Genomic DNA, 18,926 nt, shown 5'->3' with positions numbered 1-18,926 from the left:
CCGCCTCCGGTCAGGGCCGTCATTCGGCGGGCACCACCTTGGCCGCGCGCCGCGCCGGCAAGGTTTGATCCCAGATAAGCCATGCTCCGGCGGTCACCATGATCCCCGCCCCTGCAAAGACCAGCAGACCGGGCATTTCACCGAACGCCAAGGCCCCCAACACCACCATCCAGACGAACTGAAGGTTCATGAGCGGCGTCACCACATAGGCCGGCAGGGCCCGGAACGCGGCCACAAGAACCCACCGCGCACCGAACAGAAGCGTGGCATAGGCCGCGGCCCACCCCAAATCGATCAGGCCCATGGGACGCCAGACAAAGGGCAATGCCACCAGCATCGCAAGCGCGAGCCCGAGGTTGGGATAAAAGACCTGTGCCAGCAGGTTGTCGTCACGCCGCCCGATATAACGCGACGCCATCATCGATACCGTTCCAAGCGCCACGGCCGCGAAGGCCACTGCATGCCCCGCGCCGATACCGCTCAGACCGGTCGGGAAAAGGCACAGCACGCCCAAAAGACCAAGGCACAGCGCAGCCCAAGCCTGTGGGCGCACCTCCTCGCCAAGAACCGGTCCCGACAAAAGCGCGGTCATCAGCGGAATAAGCGCGATGAACAGGAAAACTTCGGCAAAGGGCAACAACCGGAAAGCGTAATAAAACGCGACCGACCCCGCGACCGTCGCTGCGACCCGCACCGCCATGGCGCCCGGACAGCGCGTCACCATCCCGCGCCGCGCCCGACCGCTCCGGTTTGTGGCAAAGGCAAGCGCGGCCACGATCAAACCCGAAACGGCAAAAAGCTGTGGTGCGGCATAGGCTTGGCCAAAAAACTTGGTGATCGCGTCCGCACTGGAAATCAGCGCCGTGTAAAGCGCGGTCAGCCCCACACCGATCGGGATCGCCGCACCCGCCACGCGCGCGCTCATGCCCCCACCCCCGTCAGACCCACCCGCGCAAATCCGTGAAAGAACCGGTCAAACCGGCCTGTCGCGGCCTCGGCGGCCGCCAACGCGGCCTGCGCCTCGTGTGATAGCGTGTCCGAGACCCGGGCGCGCATCGCTTGCCAGTCGCCACTCCGCGACGCCCCGAGCGCATAGATACACTCCGAAAGTTCACGAAGCGGCCCCGATTGCGGACGAACCCTGTGAAAGACAACGCGCCCTTCGGGCACCTGTGTCGCAAAGCCGTCTTCCTCGGTCATCGACATATACCAATTGAGCATGAGGAACTCGTGATAGTCATCGGCCACCGAACCCGCCTCGTCAGCGTCCTGCGAGAAAAGCGACAATTGCTGGCGCAGCCAGATGTCCCAGACCTCGGGCGGCGCTTCGCCCGCAAAGCGCAGCGCGATGCAAATCTCGGCCAGCAGATCTGCGTTGAAATCCAGAAACGCGAGTGTTCCTGCAAAAAGCAGGCTCTCGCGCATATTATCGTCCACGTACGGGTCTTTGCGGCCGTATTCCGACAGGTAAAACACGATATGAGTCAGCTCATACGCCGCTTTCTTGTTGGGCATGGCAAAGGTCTCGGAACGCCCGGCAAAACGCCGCAATCGCGCCTCGAGCGCCTCGGGGTCAACCACAGGATCGACCCCGCGCCGCAAACACAGACGCCGCGCCTCGGCCCGTTGCAGATCCGACAGTTCAGCCTCGACGAGACCTTGGCGCGTGGTCCATTCAACCAGTTTCGCGCCCTTGTCACCCGGCATTCCGATATCCTCAAGATCAAGGCACATCGACAGCAGGAAACGGTAGTATTGCGGGAAAAACCCCATCCGCATTTCAAGTTCGTCGTAGAACCGATCATGCACAGTCAGCGCCGCGCGCTCGGTTGCCGCGCCGGTGCATTCCAGGATGTTCAGAAATTCGGCATTTTCCTTCAGCCAGAACACATCGTCTTCGGTGCGGCGATGCTCCGCGAAGTTTTGCATCAGCACCGCCTGCCGGGCGGCGGTGCTGGTTTGCCGGAACGGGACGTTCAGCCGGACAACATTTTCCATGGGCTTTCTCCTGTCAAATCCTGCCGGGATGAAACGCCCCGCTCCGCATGGCTCGGCTCAGAGGCTCGACGTGAACATCTCCACCGCGTCGCCGTCCGACGCTTCGGTCGCCTTGGGCGCGAGGCTGGAGGTGAACATTTCCACCGCGTCACCCGCGTTGGCTTCGGTCGCTGTCGGCGCAAGGCTGGAGGTGAACATCTCCACTGCGTCACCCGACTTGGCTTCGGTGGCGGTGGGCGCGAGGCTCGACGTGAACATCTCGACCGCGTCGCCCGACTTGGCTTCGGTGGCCGTCGGAGCGAGCGAGGAGGTGAACAGGCCCGTCACATCGCCGTTGAGCGCAACGACATTGCCGGCGGGCGCAAGGCTTGAGGTGAACATTTCCACCGCGTCACCGCTGGCTGTGTGCGTCGCCGACGGTGCCAACGAAGAGGTGAACATCTCCACGCCTTCACCGGCGCCCATGCCGCGCGTCGCCACCGGACCCAACGACGAGGTAAAGAGACCGACGGCATCTCCCGAAGCAGCCTCGGCGCTCATCGAAGGGGCCAATGACGAGGTGAATGCCTCGACCGCGCCGCCGTCGTGGAGGCTTGTCGTAGTTGTTGTTTCGGCCTCGAATGCGTGTCCCAGAAGCTCGTCTTTAAGTTGCGTATTCATGAAGGTTCTCCCCAGTTTTGGTGTTGCAGACCTCAAAACGGTTGCACGTTTAGCGGGTTTGTCTAAAGAGATTTTCTACCTTAGATTTTATCCACAGGCCTGTGAATACTTTAACTTTATTCCATATCGTCGCGTTTCAAATCACAGGTTGTACATGATGACTTGGCGCTTCGTGCCGGGAAAAAAATTTTTGCTGTGGATAAATACCCGTGAAAACCCGTGGCACAGAATTGCAACCTGTGCGGGTAGTTGCACAAAGCTTAACAGATTGATGCCGCGGCAGACGCGAATCGCGCCCGCCATCCCATGGTCACACACCCGGTCTCTTCACTTGCTCCCGGCGCGTGTCTGCGCGATAGACGGGGAAACCCCTGCGGAAGGTCGCCCCATGAAGATCGCCAGCTTCAACATCAACGGTATCAAGGCCCGGATCTCGGCCCTTCCGACATGGCTGGACGAGGCCGACCCCGATGTTGTCGTGCTTCAGGAAATCAAGTCCGTGGACGAAGCCTTCCCGCGCGAGGTTTTCGAAGACCGCGGCTATAGCGTTGAAACCCACGGCCAGAAAAGCTTCAACGGTGTTGCCATCCTCTCAAAGCTGCCGCTTGAGGATGTCACTCGGGGCCTGCCCGGTGACGATGAGGACGATCACGCCCGCTGGATCGAGGCGACGGTGATGGGAGACAAGACCGCCGTGCGCGTCTGCGGCCTCTATCTGCCGAATGGCAATCCTGCACCGGGGCCGAAATACGATTACAAACTTGCGTGGATGGCGCGGCTCGACGCGCGTGCTCGTGCGCTCATGGCCTTGGAAGAGCCGTTCCTCATGGCTGGCGACTATAATGTAATCCCACAGGACGAGGACGCCAAAAACCCCGACGCATGGCGCGACGATGCACTTGGCCTGCCAGAAACGCGGGCGGCCTTCCGCCGCCTTGTCAATCTCGGGCTGACTGATGCCTTCCGCGCCCGCACGCACGGCACCGGGCATTACACCTTCTGGGATTATCAGGCCGGGGCGTGGAACCGCGACCAGGGTATCCGCATCGACCATTTCCTTCTTGACCCGCACTGCGCCGACCTACTGACAGAGTGCCAGATCGACAAGCATGTGCGCGGTCGCGAGAAGCCCTCGGACCATGTCCCGATCTGGGTCACCCTCGACGCCTGAAAGGGGTGTGACCAATGGACAATGTGCGCGGTGCGCTTCTCATGGTGTTCGCGATGGCGGGGTTCGCCATCGAAGACGCCTTCGTCAAATTCCTGTCGCGCGACATTTCCGTCGGGCACATCCTCATATTGTTCGGGATCGGCGGGACGCTCATCTTCACCATCGCGGCGCTTCTGCGGGGTGACAGGCTTTTTACCCGCGATGCCTTTCGCGCCCCGCTCCTGCTGCGCAATCTGGGCGAACTTATCGCCGCACTCAGCTTCGTCACCGCTCTCTCGCTTGCCGATCTTTCTGTCGTATCGGCCATTCTTCAGGCTCAGCCGCTGGCCATCACCCTCGCCGCGGCGCTGTTCCTTGGCGAGGCTGTCGGATGGCGGCGGTGGAGCGCCATCGCCATCGGCTTTCTGGGTGTGCTCATGATCATCCGGCCCGGGCTTGCCGGATTCACTCCGGTGTCACTTTTGCCGCTTATCGCCGTCTTTGCGCTGGCCTTGCGCGACCTTGCCACACGGTTCACCCCCGCGATCGTTACCACGCGAACGATTTCCGCTTACGGCTTCGCAACGCTGATATTTGCGGGGCTCGGCCTCTGCCTTGTCACGGGTGAACCGCTGATGCCGCCGCCCTTCCCGATCTGGGCGCTTCTTCTTGGCATCGCGTTCGGAAGTGCGGGGTATTACGGCGTGGTTGCCGCGATGCGCGTGGGCGAGGTTTCCTTTGTCTCGCCCTTCCGGTATTCGCGTCTTCTCTTTGCGCTGATCCTCGGCATCTTGATATTTTCCGAGCGCCCCGACCTTCTCACCTATCTCGGATCGGCCCTCATCATCGCAAGCGGCATCTACACGATTCTGCGCGAACGCCGCCTCGCGCGCAAAGGGCGAACCACCATCGCGGGCGGAAATGCACCGTTATCGTGAACATCGATAACTTGTTAGCGCAATCATCCGGCGTTCCCTTTTCTTCCGTTCCTTGCTATTGACGCGCCCGACACATCGCCATTTTTCAGGATCAGACGCCATGAGCATCATTATCGACATTCACGCCCGCGAAATACTCGACAGCCGGGGCAACCCCACGGTCGAGGTCGACGTGATCCTTGAAGACGGCACCATGGGCCGCGCCGCCGTGCCATCGGGCGCCTCAACCGGCGCCTACGAGGCGGTCGAGCGCCGTGACGGCGACAAGGCGCGCTACATGGGCAAGGGCGTGCTTGGGGCGGTCGCGGCCGTGAACGGTGAAATCGCCGAGGTGCTTCTGGGTTTCGACGCAACCGAACAGGTCGCAATCGACGAGGCCATGATCGAACTCGACGGCACCGACAACAAATCTCGTCTGGGCGCGAACGCCATCCTCGGGGTGAGCCTGGCCACCGCCAAGGCCGCCGCCGATTTCTGTGGTCAGCCCCTCTTTCGCTATGTCGGCGGCACCTCGGCCCGGATCCTGCCGGTGCCGATGATGAACATCATCAATGGCGGCGAACATGCCGACAATCCCATCGACATTCAGGAATTCATGATCATGCCCACGGCGGCCGAAAATATCCGCGACGCCGTGCGCATGGGGGCCGAGGTATTCCATACGCTGAAAAAGGAACTGAGCGCGGCGGGCCTCGCCACCGGCGTTGGCGACGAAGGGGGCTTTGCGCCCAATATCGGCTCGACCCGAGAGGCGCTTGATTTCATTCTCAAGAGCATCGAGAAAGCGGGCTACAAGCCTGGCGATGACATGCATCTCGCGCTCGATTGCGCCGCGACCGAATATTTCAAGGACGGTAAATACCATCTCTCCGGCGAAGGGATAACCCTCACCTCCGAAGAAAATGTCGACTATCTCAAGGCGCTCGTCGCCGATTATCCGATCATCTCGATCGAGGACGGCATGGCCGAGGATGACTGGGACGGTTGGATCGCCCTCACCAAGGCACTGGGCGACAAGGTGCAGCTTGTGGGCGACGACCTGTTTGTGACCAACCCCACCCGCCTGGCCGAAGGGATCGCGAACGACGCCGCCAACTCGATGCTCGTGAAGGTCAACCAGATCGGCACCCTGACCGAAACACTGCGCGCCGTCGACATGGCGCATCGTGCCCGTATGACCAACGTCATGTCGCACCGTTCAGGTGAAACCGAAGACGCCACCATCGCCGATCTGGCCGTTGCCACCAATTGCGGGCAGATCAAAACAGGAAGCCTCGCGCGGTCAGACCGGTTGGCCAAGTATAATCAGTTGATCCGCATCGAAGAGGCACTGGGCGAAACGGCGCTCTATGCGGGCCGCTCGATCTTGCGGGCCTAGCACACGATCATGCTGCATCCGCGAAGGGGCGGCACGATCCTGCCCGATCAGCGATCACATGGCTGATTTTTTCATCATCTTCCCATTGGGTTGACGATTTTTCTGCAAGTGCAGCGTGCCTCGATTGCGAATCTGCTGCATCGCGGCATTCTGGAGATGCGAAACGGTTCCGAGCGACACTTCCTCCCGTCGTCCGGGACCGCCCAAAAACCGGCGTTGCACTCTATTCGTGCCGCGCCTTGAGAAGACGGCGGGTCGTGTGCACATCCTCCTCCCGTGTGCGCGGGCCGAACAGTCCAACAGGAACGCGGCCGGGTGGTTTCCCACCCGGCCGCGCTTTGTTTAGACCGTCATCATGCGGCAGCTTACGGGCACGGCGCCTCATAGTAAGTGCCGTCACCGCGCGCATAGGCGCAAACGTTGCGCTGATTGTTTTGCGCAACTACCGTACCGGCCGCAGCGCCACCCAATGCGGAAATCAGCCGCCAATCGTCATCGGCCCCCAGTGCTTCGGCAGTGATTAGCCCGGCAGCAGCGCCACCGGCGGCACCTGCGAGCGTGCGTTGCTCTGTGGTGAGCGACTCACATGCGCCAAGCGCCAGAACCGCAGACCCTGCGACTGCGTAAATCCAATTTTTCATGACAACCTTCCTTTCGCATTTCGTTTCGGCGTCAGGGGCAAAAACGTGTCGCGCGACAGGATGTTCCACCCGATTTTCAGAATGTGCGAAAATCGGCGCATGATAAATTTGGAAGGATAAGATTATATCTTTACAGCGACTTAAAGCGTTTCGCCTTTCACCTTAGACATCAGCGAAAGGTGAAACATCTTAGAGGCTTGGCCCAGACAAGGATCAGCTTCGCCAGTTCTGAACAAACTGCACAAGCTGCCGGGTGGAGCTGTCTTTATCTTGCGCGTTCGCCTCACCCGAGAGCACCGCCCCAAGCTCCTGTGCCAACAGCTTGCCAAGCTCGACCCCCCATTGATCATAGGAATTGATGCCAAGGATCGCACCTTCGACAAAAACGCGGTGTTCATAAAGCGCCACGATCTGTCCCAGTCGGCGCGGATTCAGCCGATCATAGATCAGCGTGACCGACGGTCGATTGCCCGGAAAGACCCGGTGCCGCGCCTGCCGTTCAAGCTCGTCGGCCTCCAGCCCGCTCTCGGCCATCAACGCGCGCGCCTCGTCAAGCGACCGACCACGCATGAGCGCCTCGGATTGGGCAAGGCAATTGGCCACCAGCAGCGTGTGATGATGCCCGAGACCGGCCTCGTGCCCTTGGGCCGCCACCATGAATTCGCAAGGCACCACCTGCGTGCCCTGATGGATCAATTGATAGAACGCGTGCTGACCGTTTGTCCCCGGTTCGCCCCAAACCACGGGCCCCGATGGCATGTCGAGCGTCTCACCACTCAGCGCCACGCGCTTGCCGTTGCTCTCCATTTCCAATTGCTGAAGATAGGCGGGCAGCTTCGACAGGCGCTGATCATAAGGCAGAACCGCGCGCGTCGGAAATCCCATGATCTGATGATGCCAAAGCCCGGTCAGGGCCAGCATCATGGGCATGTTCTCGGCAGGTTCGGCCTCACGGAAATGCCGGTCCATTGCCTCGGCCCCGCCCAGAAAGTCGGTAAACGCTTCCGGTCCGATCGCCAGCATAAGACTAAGCCCGATGGGCCCCCAGATCGAATACCGCCCCCCGACCCAATCGCCGAAGCCAAAGACACGATCAGGCGGGATGCCAAATTGACCCGCCGTCTCCTCATCCGACGAAAGCGCCACGAACTGCGCTGCGGGGGTCTCGACCTTCTCGGCCATCCAGTCGCGCACAGTCGCCGCGTTGGTCATGGTTTCCGTCGTCGTGAAGCTTTTCGACGCCACAATCACCAGAACCCGCGCCGGATCAAGACCATGCAGCACATCGACCGCATCCGCCCCGTCCACATTCGAGATGAAATGACAGCGCGGCCCGTCGTGATAGGGCGAAAGCGCGCGCACCGCCATGTCAGGCCCAAGATGCGATCCCCCGATTCCTATGTTGATCACATCGGTAATCGTTCCACCGGCACCCACGAAGCCGCCGCTGCGCACCTCTTCGGCAAAGGTCTGCATCCGCGCCAGCGTATCGCGCACTTCGGGCATCACATCGCGCCCATCCACCTCTACCGGCTCGCCAGACAGGTTGCGCAGTGCCGTGTGTAGCACGGCACGGCCTTCGGTCTCATTGATGGGCGCACCCGCGAACATGGCCGCACGCCGCCCCGAAACATCCCGCTCCGCCGCCCAATCCAAAAGCGCCGTCCGCGCAGCCACATTCAGATGGGTCTTTGAATAATCAAAAAGCATCCCGTCAAAACTGATCGAGAAATCTGCGGCCCGCTGCTGGTTCTCCTCGAAAAGTGGCAGGATGCCCCGCGCCTCGGCCAACTTCGCAAGCTGGCGCAACTCTGCGACACCCCCGCTCATTCCGGGGCCCAATGCACGCGCATATCCTCAAGAAACGCCGCAATTGGCGCTTGCATCGGTGTCGATGAGCGCGCCCGCATCAAAGCTCCGCGCTTGGCCTCCCCGGTGATGACAAGGTGCTTGCACATCGCATCATTCAGCACCCGCGCGCTGAGTGTGACCCGTGGCTCCGGCTCTCCGGGCACGCGCATCGGCACAAGCGGCGGGGCACGCCGGCCCATCGCCTCCTCAAGGCGATCCGCCTTTGGGAATAGTGACGCGGTATGCATGTCCGATCCCATTCCCAGAAGGGCAACCGCCACCGGCAGCGCCGCCTCGACCCCCGCCAATACCTCGCCAAGAACTTCCTCGGGCTCTTCTGACCGCTTGTAGAGCGGGATAAACGTCGCCGCTGCGGCCCGATCAACCAAAAGCCGTTCGCGGATAAGGCGCGTATTCGAACGGACATGCACCTCGGGGCGCCAACGCTCATCGCTCAGCATGATATCCACCCGCTCCCAGTCCAACCGCGCGGCGCACAGAACATCGAAAACCGGTCCCGGCGTCGTGCCCCCCGGCACGACCAGAAGCGCGCGGTCTTGGGTCTCAAGCGCGGTGTTCAGATCCCCGGCCAGAAGATTGGCGACTTCAAGGGCCATCATCTCGGAATCCATGTATTCGGTTAGGTTCATGGCTTGATCTCCCGCCAGCGTCGTCCGTCCCGGTGCATCAGGAAAAGGGCTTCCTCGGGCCCCGATCCACCGGGATCATATGGTTCGGGCTCGGTGCCCGCCGCCTGCCATTCCGCGATGATAGGATCGGTCCAGGCCCAGGCCGCCTCGACCTCGTCACCGCGCATGAAAAGCGTCTGGTTGCCCCGGATCACATCCATGATAAGGCGCTCATAGGCATCCGGAAAATCCGCCTCGTCCGGGCCCAGCACCTCGGCAAAACTCATGTCGAGCGGCACATCGACAAGGCGCATACCCCCCGGTCCCGGTTCCTTGATCGTCACACCCAGCTCGATCCCCTCATTGGGCTGAAGTCGAATCGTCAGGATATTGTGATGCCGCCCCGCATCCTCGTCAAAGATCGAATGCGGCGCATCCTTGAAGACCACGGCGATCTCGCTCGCCCGGTCGCGAAGCCGCTTGCCGGTGCGCAGATAAAAGGGCGTCCCGGCCCAACGCCAATTCGAGATATGGGCCTTCAATGCGACAAAGGTCTCGGTCGTGCTGTCGCGGTTTTCGACCTCGTTGCGATAGCCGGGGTTTTGCCCGTCGCCGTCATACTGCCCCCGCACGATGTTCTCGGGCTTCACGTGCTCAAGTGCGCGGATCACCTTGAGTTTTTCGTCCCGCACCGAATCCGGTTCGAATTTGGCGGGTGGCTCCATCGCGATCAGGCAAAAAAGCTGCATCAGGTGGTTCTGCACCATATCGCGCATGGCGCCCGCCCGGTCGTAATATCCGCCACGGCCACCGACACCCACGCTTTCGGCGACGGTGATCTGAATGTGATCCACATATTGGCTGTTCCACAACGGCTCGAACAGCATATTGCCGAATCGCACCGCCATCAGGTTCTGCACCGTCTCCTTGCCAAGGTAATGGTCGATCCGGTAAATCTGGCTCTCGTCGAAATGCCGCGCGAGGATACGGTTCAGCTCCTTGGCCGTGGCAAGATCGCGGCCAAAGGGCTTCTCAACCACGATCCGGCAATCATCCTCGGCCATGCCATATTTCTGAAGCCGCTTGGCCAGATCGCCAAAAAGGCTCGGACCGACCGAGAAATAGAAGGCCCTAATTCGGTTCTCCTGCACCATGCCCGACAGGGTCTTCCACCCCGCCTCGCCCTTCGCGTCAAGCGTGACATAGCTCACGAGCTTCAGAAACGCGGCGAGCTTGCGGGGCTTCACCTCGTCCGTATCGGTAAACTCGCGGATCGCCTCGGCGGCAAAGCTGCGATAGCTTTCGGTCTCCATTTCCGAACGCGCCGCGCCGATGATCTGGCTTTCCTTGCCGATCTGGCCCGCAACGAACCGCTGATAAAGCGCGGGCAGGATCTTGCGCCTTGCCAGATCGCCGGTTCCTCCGATGATGACAAGGTCGAACGGCTCGACCGGGATGACACGAGAGACCATCGGCGTCCTTTCCTCGGGCGCGGTGATGCGCCCTCGACCCAAGACTAGCACGCGCCCGCGTGTTCACAATGGCGTCAGAGCCGGCAGGCGGGACTTTTCTTGTGACACCCCGGCATTTAGGTGAAATAGCCTAAGGATACCAAGCCAGCCGCCCCGAACGATACGCGCGGCCCCGAACTGAGATCAGGAGGCCCAAGCAGCCATGAAGGACAATGTCGCAGGCGACGCCAACGCGGGAAAATTCCGGCATCCCCATGTGACGGCCAAGGGCGAGACGCGCGCACAGGTGCCGCTCTCGCATCCTGAAACGCTATGGTTCAACACTGGCACGCTGTGCAACATCACCTGCGTGAATTGCTATATCGAAAGCTCTCCCAGCAATGACCGGCTGGTCTATTTCACCGAAGCCGACCTTTGCGATTACCTCAATCAGATCGAAACCCGTGGATGGCCGATCCGGGAAATTGCCTTCACCGGCGGTGAACCCTTCATGAACCCCGAAATGTGCGCAATGGCCCGCGCCGCGCTGTCACGCGGCTACGAGGTGCTGATCCTGACCAACGCGATGCGCCCGATGCAGCGCAAAACCGTGCAGGAGCCGCTCAAGGCGCTGGTCGAGGAGTTCGGCACGAAACTCACGCTGCGCATCTCGCTTGATCACTGGTCACCCGCCATGCATGAGGAAATGCGCGGCAAAGGCACGTTTCAGCGCACGATCGACGGCATGATCTGGCTGCGTGATATCGGCGCGCGCATGGCCGTTGCGGGGCGCACCATTTGGGACGAATCCGATGCACAGGCCCGCACCGGCTTTGCCGCGCTTTTCGCCGAACATGGCTTTGATATCGATCCGAACGACCCCGGCATGACCATGCTTTTCCCCGAGATGGACGAAAACGTCGAAGTGCCCGAAATCACCACCGGCTGCTGGGACACTCTGGGCAAATCGCCCCGTGACGTGATGTGCGCCTCGTCGCGCATGGTGGTCAAACGCAAAGGCGCCGAAAAACCCGCCGTTCTGGCCTGCACGCTGCTGCCCTACGCCCCCGAATTCGAGCTTGGCACAACCTTGGCCGAAGCCGAGCGCGACGTGGCGCTCAACCACCCCCATTGCGCCAAGTTCTGCGTGCTGGGCGGTGCCTCCTGTTCGGCCTGACACAGGTCATTCTTCTTGCTCCAAATATCCTCGCCGAAGGCGATTTGATTTCTGCGCGCCTCCAGCCTCCACGCCGGGCTTGCCGCCATGCGGTCCACGCCCCATATTCTTATCATGCTCAAATTCACGCCGATTCTTCTCGCGATCATCTATGCTGTCGCCATGTATCGCTTCTCGGTTTGGCGCACCCGGCGCGAGCTTGATTCGCGATCGACAGAACTCGCAGATCCCAAGCTCAAATCCATGACCGACCGGTTGGCACAGGCGCTCGATTTGCCGCGCATCCGCGTCCATATCTACGAGATAGACCCGGTGAACGGTCTGGCCGCGCCGGACGGGCGCATCTTCATCACCCGCGGCTTCTATCGCAAGTTTCAACAAGGCGACGTTACCGCCGAAGAAATGGCCTCGGTCATCGCGCACGAGCTTGGCCACGTCGCGCTTGGCCACACGCGCCGCCGGATGATCGACTTTTCGGGTCAGAACGCTCTCCGCACGGCCCTTGCCATGCTGCTGTCACGCTTCCTGCCGGGGATCGGCGTCTGGATCGCCAACGGGTTGACCTCGCTTCTGGCCGCGCGGCTGTCGCGATCGGATGAATACGAGGCCGATGCCTATGCCGCCGCCCTCCTGACCAAGTCAGGTATCGGCACCGGGCCGCAAAAATCACTCTTCACCAAACTCGAAGAGCTGACCCAATCACGCGGCGGTGCAATGCCCGCGTGGCTGATGAGCCATCCGAAGACCAAGGAGCGTATCGCAGCCATCGACGCGCTCGACGCGCGCTGGACCTGATCCCATGCAAGGGGTCACCCCGGTCTGAGGCACCTCATCCAAGCGCCTTGGCAAGGCGTGGCAATCGCGCCTTCTTGAGCAACGCGCGCAGCTCCCATTGCTCACCCGAAAGCCGGTTCGCCTCGGCCAAAACCTCGCCTGCCGCCGCAGCGACCATTTCGGGCTGCGCCTCGCGAAATCCCATCAAGAGCGCGTCGGGATCGGCCCGGCCAAGCCCTTCTTCGGCAAGGATATGGCGCGGGAAATCTCGGGCGTTCAGTGTCACGATCACATCCGCCGACCCGGCGATCGCGGCAGCAAGCACATGCCGGTCATGCGTATCCGGCAGCCACAACCGTGCCTCGAGCGCGGCGTTATACGCCACCTCCGCCTTGGGCCACTCCATACGCAGAAGCGCGGCCTCCGCCCCCGCTTGCGCTATGCCTTCGGGCCCAAGCTTGGCCGCAGCGCGTTGCCATTCCTCAAGGATACGCGCCGACCAAAGTGGCGTGAACACCCCCCGCGACGCCACCCGCAACAGCATCTGCCGCATGACCGTGGGATAAATCACGCACGTATCGAGAAGCGCCCTCATAACGCGAAGAACAGCGCCTTGAGATACCCGCTCTCTGCAAGATGCGGATGCATCGGATGGTCCGGCCCGGCAAACCCCGTATGGATCAGCCGCCCCTGCCGTCCGCCGCGCCCGATCCCCCGGATCGAAGCTCCGCGAAACGCCGAAAGGTCCACCGCATGTGAACAGGAGCACAGGCCCAGAAACCCGCCCTCAGTCACCAGAGGCGCCGCAAGCCGGGCAACTCGTTCATAGGCGCGCAACCCCCGGTCCAGTGCCTTTTTCGTGGGCGCAAAGGCCGGCGGATCACAGATGACCACGTCGAACCGGACCCCCTCCTGCCCTAATGCCTCAAGCTGTTCGAACGCATCGCCTTGGCGCGTGTCGAACCGCTCCTCCATGCCCATCCGTGCCGCCCCCTCACGCGACAGCGCCAGCGCGGGGTCCGAGGCGTCAACCGCGAGCGCCGACCGAGCCCCACCCGCCAACGCCGCGAGCCCGAAACCGCCCACGTGCGAAAACACATCAAGCACCCGCGCGCCATCGCTCAGGCGCTTGGCAAAGTCATGATTGGGCCGCTGATCGTAAAAGAGACCGGTTTTCTGACCCGATACAAGATCGGCCATGTAAACGGCCCCGTTCATCGGCACCGGCACCGGGCCCGTCGGCATCTCGCCAAAAAGGACGGTGCCAATATCATCCAGCCCTTCGAGCGCCCGGGCCCGTCCGCCCGCGTTCTTCACCACTGTGGTGACACCCGTCACCTCAACCAGCGCGGCACATAGCGTATCAAGATGCGTCTCGGCCCAGGCTGCGTTCGGCTGGATCACGGCGACATCGCCGAACCTGTCGATGATCAGCCCCGGAAGCCCGTCCGCCTCGGCATGGATCAGCCGGTAGAACGGCGCGTCGAACAGGCGCTCTCGCAGGGTCAGTGCCCGGCCGATATGCGCCCGGACCCACGCCTCATCCATGCTCGCCCCCGGATCGCGGTCAAGGACGCGTCCGATGATACGAGACCCCGGATTGACCGCCACAAGCGCAAGCGGCCTGCGCTCGGCGTCCTCCAGCACGGCCAAAGCCCCCGGCGCGATGGCCCGCGTGCGGCGGTCGGTCACGACCTCGTTGTCAAAAACCCAAGGAAACCCGTGCCGAATGTGGCGCGGGTTCGATTTCGGTTTCAGGCGAAGAACAGGCAAAGGGGACGGCGTCATGGCCGTCCCCTTAAGCTCTTTGTGGCGCTGTGAAAAGGCCCGCGATCAGTTGAACATCTCGTAAAGACCAAGGCTCGCTGTCTGAAATCCGTCAGGCCGGGTCAGTTCATCGCGGATCACCTGTGCCAGATGACGGGTAATCCGGACCTTCTGTGTCTCGCCACGCGCTTCGGCGGCGATCGCCTTCTGGCCTCCATGCGCCTTGAACCCGGCATCCACCTCATGCGCGGCGCCCAGCGGCTGACCGGTTTCGGGATGCAGGAGCGTGACCTTGAACTCGATGTCGTGAACGCCACCCGTTGTATAACGCGCCTTCTCGGTCAGGGCGTGAAACCGTGTGACCTCAATATGCAGGTCGACCGGCATGGCGCCTTCGAGGGTGGACACACCCGTGATCATCGCGTCTTCGACGATCTTTTGAACCTGCGCATAACGATCCCCCGTGGGGTCCTCGCGCCAGACGATATCGCCACCGGGGAAGTAGCGGTTGGCCTCGGACACGCGCAATTCGCGTGGCACATCCACCGTGACGTTCTGCACCCGAAGCGACGCGGCCTGCGGTGCGGGCGAATCAACAACGAGCGGGGCGTTACGGGTTGCGGTCTCGGGTGCGGCACAGGCGCTCAGGCCAAGTCCCGCAAGCATCGCGAGCATAAGTCGAATGGGTTTCATCACTGCCTCCTTGGGCTTTCTGCCCTTTTGATCGAAAACAGTAATGCTCTCCGAATGCGGCGCGTTTGCGTCAAATTGGGGAAAAAGTGGCGGTGTTTTGTTGGCCTTTCGGGCGCCTGATTTTTTTAGCAGGGCTTGAGCCAAGCACGATGGCGAGATTAGCCTGTGGACATGTTCACCTGACAAGAAAGGCATCCACCATGTTGATTTCTGACGCCAAATACTTTCTCGCCGCCCTTGCCGTGTCGCTCGTCGCGCCCCCGGCCATGGCACAAGACAGTGATGGATGCTTTAACACGGCAAGCAAATGCATCAGCGTGACAAGCAAATGGAAAAACGATGAGTTCATCTCGTATTTCACCAACAACTGCCAAGGCCGGGTTTACGCCAAGTTCTGTAATCAAAGAGAGAATAGAAGTGCCGATTGCGGCGCTTCAGGTATCGGTGAGGGGCGCCGCCACAGTTGGAGAACCTATAGCGACGCCACCGGGCGCACCCGCGTTCGTTGGGTGGGCTCCGTCAAATCAAGCAAGGACTGGGTCTGCGGGGGCAAGGTTCCAGGGTGGCATGACCCCTTGTTCTAAGCGTTCCTAGCTGGGCAATCTGCCCACCTGTCACCGCGTCATTCGCGCGGTCTGGACTTCCAGCCGCCCCTGCGGCGCGGTTTGCCCGACCGTTCCAGCCCTTCGGTCAGAACCTGTGTCATGGGATGCTCCGGGTGCTCGCCGCGATACCGCTCAAGCAACGCGGCGATATCGCCTTGGGTGTCCCGGTCGCTGTCCATCGACAGCGCCCAGTCAAGAAAGATCGACCGGCATTCACCGCCGGTGATCCCGTCGATCCGATAGGCCTCCCGGATCAGGCCCTTGGGGTCCAATTCGTCGCGCTCTCTCATTTCAAATCCTCCGGCACACGCTCAAGCGCGGCTTCGATCGCCGCCCGCGCAGTTTGGGCCTTTTGCTCCAGCGCGCGGACAAGCGCATCCATCGTTTCGAGTCCGGTCACACGCAAAAGATAGGTTTCGGCGCTTCCGCTCACGCGGGCAGGGTCCGGTGCCCGATCACTCAGAAGGCGCGCGGCCATCACCACTTCCCAACAAAGCCTGAAAGACTCCATCAAAACCCGCCTGTCTGCGTCACTCAGCCACCCGATTTCGACACCGAGATCAAGCGCGCGCGGCACATCATGCGCATCTCCCCGCGCCAGAAGCACCGCCGCCTGTGCCAGAAGCTCGATATCCTGAAGCCGTCCTTCGCCCAGCTTGCTGTCAAGCGGGCCATCAGGCTGTTTGGCGTCGCGTATTCGGGCCCGCATGGCCGCCACTTCGCTCAGAACCTTCTCGACCTTTGTCTCCCGCGCCAGAAGATCGGCCCGGAACTCCGCGATATCCCGCGCCAGCCCCTCATCGCCCGCAATCGGTCGCGCCCGCGTCAGCGCGAGATGTTCCCAGACCCATGCCTCCTTGGTCTGATACTCGCGAAAGGCCGACCAAGCCGTCGCCACGGGCCCCTGATTGCCCGATGGGCGCAGCCGCATATCCACCTCATAAAGCCGGCCTTCGGCGGTCTGCGCCGTGATCGCGGTAATAAGCGACTGTGTCAGGCGCGCGAAATAAAGCCTCGTGGCAAGGGGGCGCCGGCCCGTCGACTCCTCCGTGCCATCGGCATCATAGATGACGATCAAATCAAGGTCCGATGCCGCATTGAGCCGCCCGGCCCCCAGCGATCCCATCGCAAGCACAACGGCACCACGTCCGGGCGGGGGCCCGTGCCGCTCGGAGAACTGAGCGACCACCTCGGGATAAAGCGCCGCGACCACCGCCTCGGCCAGTTCGGCATATTGCTCGCCTGCCCGCTCGGCATCGATCAGACCGCGAAGATGATGCACCCCGATCCGGAACAGCCATTCCCGCCGCCATCGCCGCGCCGCATCGAGCTTGCGCTCATAGTCCGCCTCCTGCGCCAGCATCTCGCCTGCATCGGCGGTCAGACGCTCCAGCCCCGGCCAAGGCGCAAAGAAATCCCCCGCGATCACCGCGTCAAAGACACCGGGGTTACGTGCCAGATGCCCCGAAAGCGCCGGAGCGGTGCCCGCAATGTCCAACAACAGGTCGATAAGCTGCGGATTGGCCTCAAAGAGCGACAAAAGCTGCACGCCGGCCGGAAGCCCGGCCAGAAACCCGTCAAGAGCGAGAAGCGCCTCCTGCGGGCGCGCCGACGCCGCCAGCCGGTTGAGGATCGAAGGCCGCAGGCGGTTGAAAATCTCGGTCGCCCGCGCCGACCTGAGCGCCGGGTAACTGGGCCAACGCGCGATGATCTTGCGGTCAAGTTCGACACCCTGCGCGGGCGGTGCCTCCTCGCTCTCGCCGGGGGCAAAGAACCGTTCGATGATCGCGTCCACCTGACCCAGCCGCGTCAGAAGCTCTTTTTCAAGTTCCGCGCGCGGCCGTCCCATGAAGGCTGCCAGCCGGGCGAACTCCTCATCGGAATTGGGCAGGTCATGGGTCTGCGCGTCGCGCAGCATCTGAAGCCTGTGCTCGACCTCGCGGTGAAACCGGTAATGTCCGGTCAACTCCTCGGTCACCTCCTCGGGAACCCAGTCATTGGCCGCCAGCCGGGCCAGCCCCTCGACCGTTCCGCGCACCCGCAAGTCACGGTCTCGCCCACCGGCGATGATCTGCCGCGTCTGGGTAAAGAATTCGATCTCGCGAATGCCGCCCCGGCCAAGTTTGATGTTATGCCCCGGAAGGCTCAGCGCACGACCAAAGCCTTTGGACTGCCGGATGCGCAAACGCATGTTATGGGCATCCTCGATCGCCGCGAAATCCAGATGCCTGCGCCACACGAACGGCTTGAGCACATCGAGAAACCGGGCCCCGGCCCCGATGTCGCCCGCACAGGGCCGCGCCTTGATATAGGCCGCGCGCTCCCATGTCCGCCCAAGGCTTTCGTAATAGGTTTCGGCGGCGGCCATGGTCATGCACACGGGCGTCACGCTCGGGTCGGGCCTGAGCCGCAGGTCGGTGCGAAAGACATATCCGTCCGATGTCCGGTCACTCAGTGTGGCGCACATCCGCCGCGTCGCGCGCACAAAGGCCGCGCGGGCATCGTGCAGATCGTCGGGCGCGAAACGCGTCTCGTCAAACAGGCAGATAAGGTCGATATCCGAACTATAGTTAAGCTCCCCCGCCCCCATCTTGCCCATCGCCAGCACCGTCATGCCACCTGCCGTGGCAATATCCGCCTCCTCCTGTCCCGGAAGCTTGCCGCGCCGGATCTCGCGGCCCACAGCCTCCTGTAGGGCGCATCCCACGGCCAGATCGGCGAAATCGGTCAACGCCTGCGTCACCTGCTCAAGCGGCCAGACCCCACCAAGATCGGCAAGCCCGGTCAAAAGCGCCACCTGCCCCTTGGCCCGGCGCAACCCCTTTGACAGCGCCGCATCCTCAAGCGCGTGCACCGTCTCATGCACCGCCGCAAGCGCGGCCTCGGGATCGCTCAGCGCCTTCGAAAGCCACTCGGCCTCGCGCGCGATCAGCGCGCCAAGATAGGGGCTGCACCCGGCCGCCCCTTCGATAAGGTCGGCCACCGCTTTTGGCGCTTCGGGCAGGCGCGCGCGCGCCTCCTCTCCGGCCGAGATATCGAACGAGGCGGGGCAACGGGTGATGCGGTCTGCGAAACTCATGATGCGACTGTTTCGCCCCCCCGCGCCAAGGTCAATGCAGGACCACTCCTCGGGGCGCCAATATTTCAGACGCGACACCGATCCGGAGGACTATGTGAAAAAGATTCACATACCCCTTGCAACACGCGCTTCACT

At 62.1% G+C, this 18,926-nt stretch carries 18 protein-coding genes; 6 read left to right on the top strand and 12 right to left on the bottom strand.

All coding sequences use genetic code 11. The features are described 5' to 3' along the window. Positions 1–19: 19 nt before the first annotated feature. Genes V8359_RS03390 through V8359_RS03380 form a run of 3 tightly spaced genes read right to left on the bottom strand, consistent with a single transcriptional unit; the run spans position 20 to position 2,658 of the window. Positions 20–925 carry a DMT family transporter gene (locus V8359_RS03390; protein WP_336427298.1) on the bottom strand — a complete coding sequence of 302 codons (906 nt, stop codon included), beginning with the start codon at positions 923–925 and terminating at the stop codon, positions 20–22. Beyond that, positions 922–1,998 (bottom strand): DUF6902 family protein, encoded by a 1,077-nt coding sequence (locus V8359_RS03385; protein WP_336427297.1) that lies wholly within the window; start codon positions 1,996–1,998, stop codon positions 922–924. Before V8359_RS03385 ends, V8359_RS03390 begins: the two co-directional genes overlap by 4 nt. Positions 1,999–2,055: 57 nt before the next feature. Next, entirely contained in the window at positions 2,056–2,658 is a 603-nt protein-coding gene (locus tag V8359_RS03380; RefSeq protein ID WP_336427296.1) for a hypothetical protein, read from the bottom strand. Positions 2,659–3,046: 388 nt separating this feature from the next. On the opposite strand from V8359_RS03380, the gene xth reads away from it, so the two are divergent. From xth to eno, 3 genes are all read left to right on the top strand, one after another. Then, positions 3,047–3,829, top strand: a complete 783-nt coding sequence (gene xth / locus V8359_RS03375) for an exodeoxyribonuclease III (RefSeq protein WP_336427295.1) — start codon at positions 3,047–3,049, stop codon at positions 3,827–3,829. A 14-nt stretch (positions 3,830–3,843) separates the two neighbouring features. Further along, positions 3,844–4,746, top strand: coding sequence for a DMT family transporter (locus tag V8359_RS03370; RefSeq protein ID WP_336427294.1), 903 nt, complete (start codon positions 3,844–3,846; stop codon positions 4,744–4,746). Between the two features lie 100 nt (positions 4,747–4,846). Further along, positions 4,847–6,124 (top strand): phosphopyruvate hydratase, encoded by a 1,278-nt coding sequence (gene eno / locus V8359_RS03365; protein ID WP_336427293.1) that lies wholly within the window; start codon positions 4,847–4,849, stop codon positions 6,122–6,124. Between the two features lie 365 nt (positions 6,125–6,489). Here the strand turns inward: eno and V8359_RS03360 are convergent, their stop codons facing one another. The 4 genes from V8359_RS03360 to zwf form a co-directional block, all read right to left on the bottom strand. Continuing rightward, the gene (locus V8359_RS03360) at positions 6,490–6,765 is read right to left on the bottom strand and encodes a glycine zipper 2TM domain-containing protein (RefSeq protein ID WP_336427292.1); all 276 of its coding nucleotides are present in this window, start codon (positions 6,763–6,765) and stop codon (positions 6,490–6,492) included. Between the two features lie 213 nt (positions 6,766–6,978). Beyond that, positions 6,979–8,595: a glucose-6-phosphate isomerase gene (pgi, locus tag V8359_RS03355; RefSeq protein ID WP_336427291.1), complete on the bottom strand. Its 1,617-nt coding sequence runs from the start codon at positions 8,593–8,595 to the stop codon at positions 6,979–6,981. Beyond that, complete coding sequence (gene pgl, locus V8359_RS03350; protein ID WP_336427290.1) at positions 8,592–9,266, bottom strand: 6-phosphogluconolactonase; 675 nt, start codon at positions 9,264–9,266, stop codon at positions 8,592–8,594. The genes pgi and pgl overlap by 4 nt, the downstream gene beginning before the upstream one ends. Beyond that, complete coding sequence (zwf, locus tag V8359_RS03345; RefSeq protein ID WP_336427289.1) at positions 9,263–10,717, bottom strand: glucose-6-phosphate dehydrogenase; 1,455 nt, start codon at positions 10,715–10,717, stop codon at positions 9,263–9,265. Before zwf ends, pgl begins: the two co-directional genes overlap by 4 nt. A gap of 202 nt (positions 10,718–10,919) precedes the next feature. Here zwf and V8359_RS03340 point away from each other — a divergent pair, with 202 nt between their 5' ends. Continuing rightward, entirely contained in the window at positions 10,920–11,873 is a 954-nt protein-coding gene (locus tag V8359_RS03340; RefSeq protein ID WP_336427288.1) for a radical SAM protein, read from the top strand. 114 nt (positions 11,874–11,987) lie between these two features. Further along, a complete protein-coding gene (locus V8359_RS03335) occupies positions 11,988–12,668 on the top strand; it encodes a M48 family metalloprotease (protein ID WP_336427919.1) in 681 nt (226 codons plus the stop codon). Between the two features lie 34 nt (positions 12,669–12,702). On the opposite strand, the gene V8359_RS03330 is transcribed toward V8359_RS03335, so the two are convergent. Genes V8359_RS03330 through V8359_RS03320 form a run of 3 tightly spaced genes read right to left on the bottom strand, consistent with a single transcriptional unit; the run spans position 12,703 to position 15,107 of the window. After that, positions 12,703–13,242, bottom strand: a complete 540-nt coding sequence (locus tag V8359_RS03330; protein ID WP_336427287.1) for an RSP_2648 family PIN domain-containing protein — start codon at positions 13,240–13,242, stop codon at positions 12,703–12,705. Continuing rightward, positions 13,239–14,435, bottom strand: a complete 1,197-nt coding sequence (locus tag V8359_RS03325) for an RSP_2647 family RNA methyltransferase (RefSeq protein ID WP_336427286.1) — start codon at positions 14,433–14,435, stop codon at positions 13,239–13,241. Before V8359_RS03325 ends, V8359_RS03330 begins: the two co-directional genes overlap by 4 nt. 45 nt (positions 14,436–14,480) lie before the next feature. Next, positions 14,481–15,107: a DUF6778 family protein gene (locus tag V8359_RS03320; RefSeq protein ID WP_336427285.1), complete on the bottom strand. Its 627-nt coding sequence runs from the start codon at positions 15,105–15,107 to the stop codon at positions 14,481–14,483. Positions 15,108–15,307: 200 nt separating this feature from the next. On the opposite strand from V8359_RS03320, the gene V8359_RS03315 reads away from it, so the two are divergent. After that, positions 15,308–15,691 (top strand): hypothetical protein, encoded by a 384-nt coding sequence (locus V8359_RS03315; protein ID WP_336427284.1) that lies wholly within the window; start codon positions 15,308–15,310, stop codon positions 15,689–15,691. A 38-nt stretch (positions 15,692–15,729) separates the two neighbouring features. On the opposite strand, the gene V8359_RS03310 is transcribed toward V8359_RS03315, so the two are convergent. Continuing rightward, on the bottom strand, positions 15,730–16,002 hold the full coding sequence (locus tag V8359_RS03310; protein ID WP_336427283.1) for a hypothetical protein: 273 nt from the start codon (positions 16,000–16,002) through the stop codon (positions 15,730–15,732). After that, a complete protein-coding gene (locus tag V8359_RS03305) occupies positions 15,999–18,791 on the bottom strand; it encodes a glutamine-synthetase adenylyltransferase (RefSeq protein WP_336427282.1) in 2,793 nt (930 codons plus the stop codon). The genes V8359_RS03310 and V8359_RS03305 overlap by 4 nt, the downstream gene beginning before the upstream one ends. Between the last annotated feature and the right edge of the window lie 135 nt (positions 18,792–18,926).

Origin of the sequence: Roseovarius sp. E0-M6, from assembly GCF_037083845.1 — a bacterium.
Classification (GTDB): Bacteria; Pseudomonadota; Alphaproteobacteria; order Rhodobacterales; family Rhodobacteraceae; genus Roseovarius.
The sequence above is the reverse complement of the archived record's forward strand: the minus strand, read 5'-3'. Positions and strand labels throughout refer to the sequence as shown.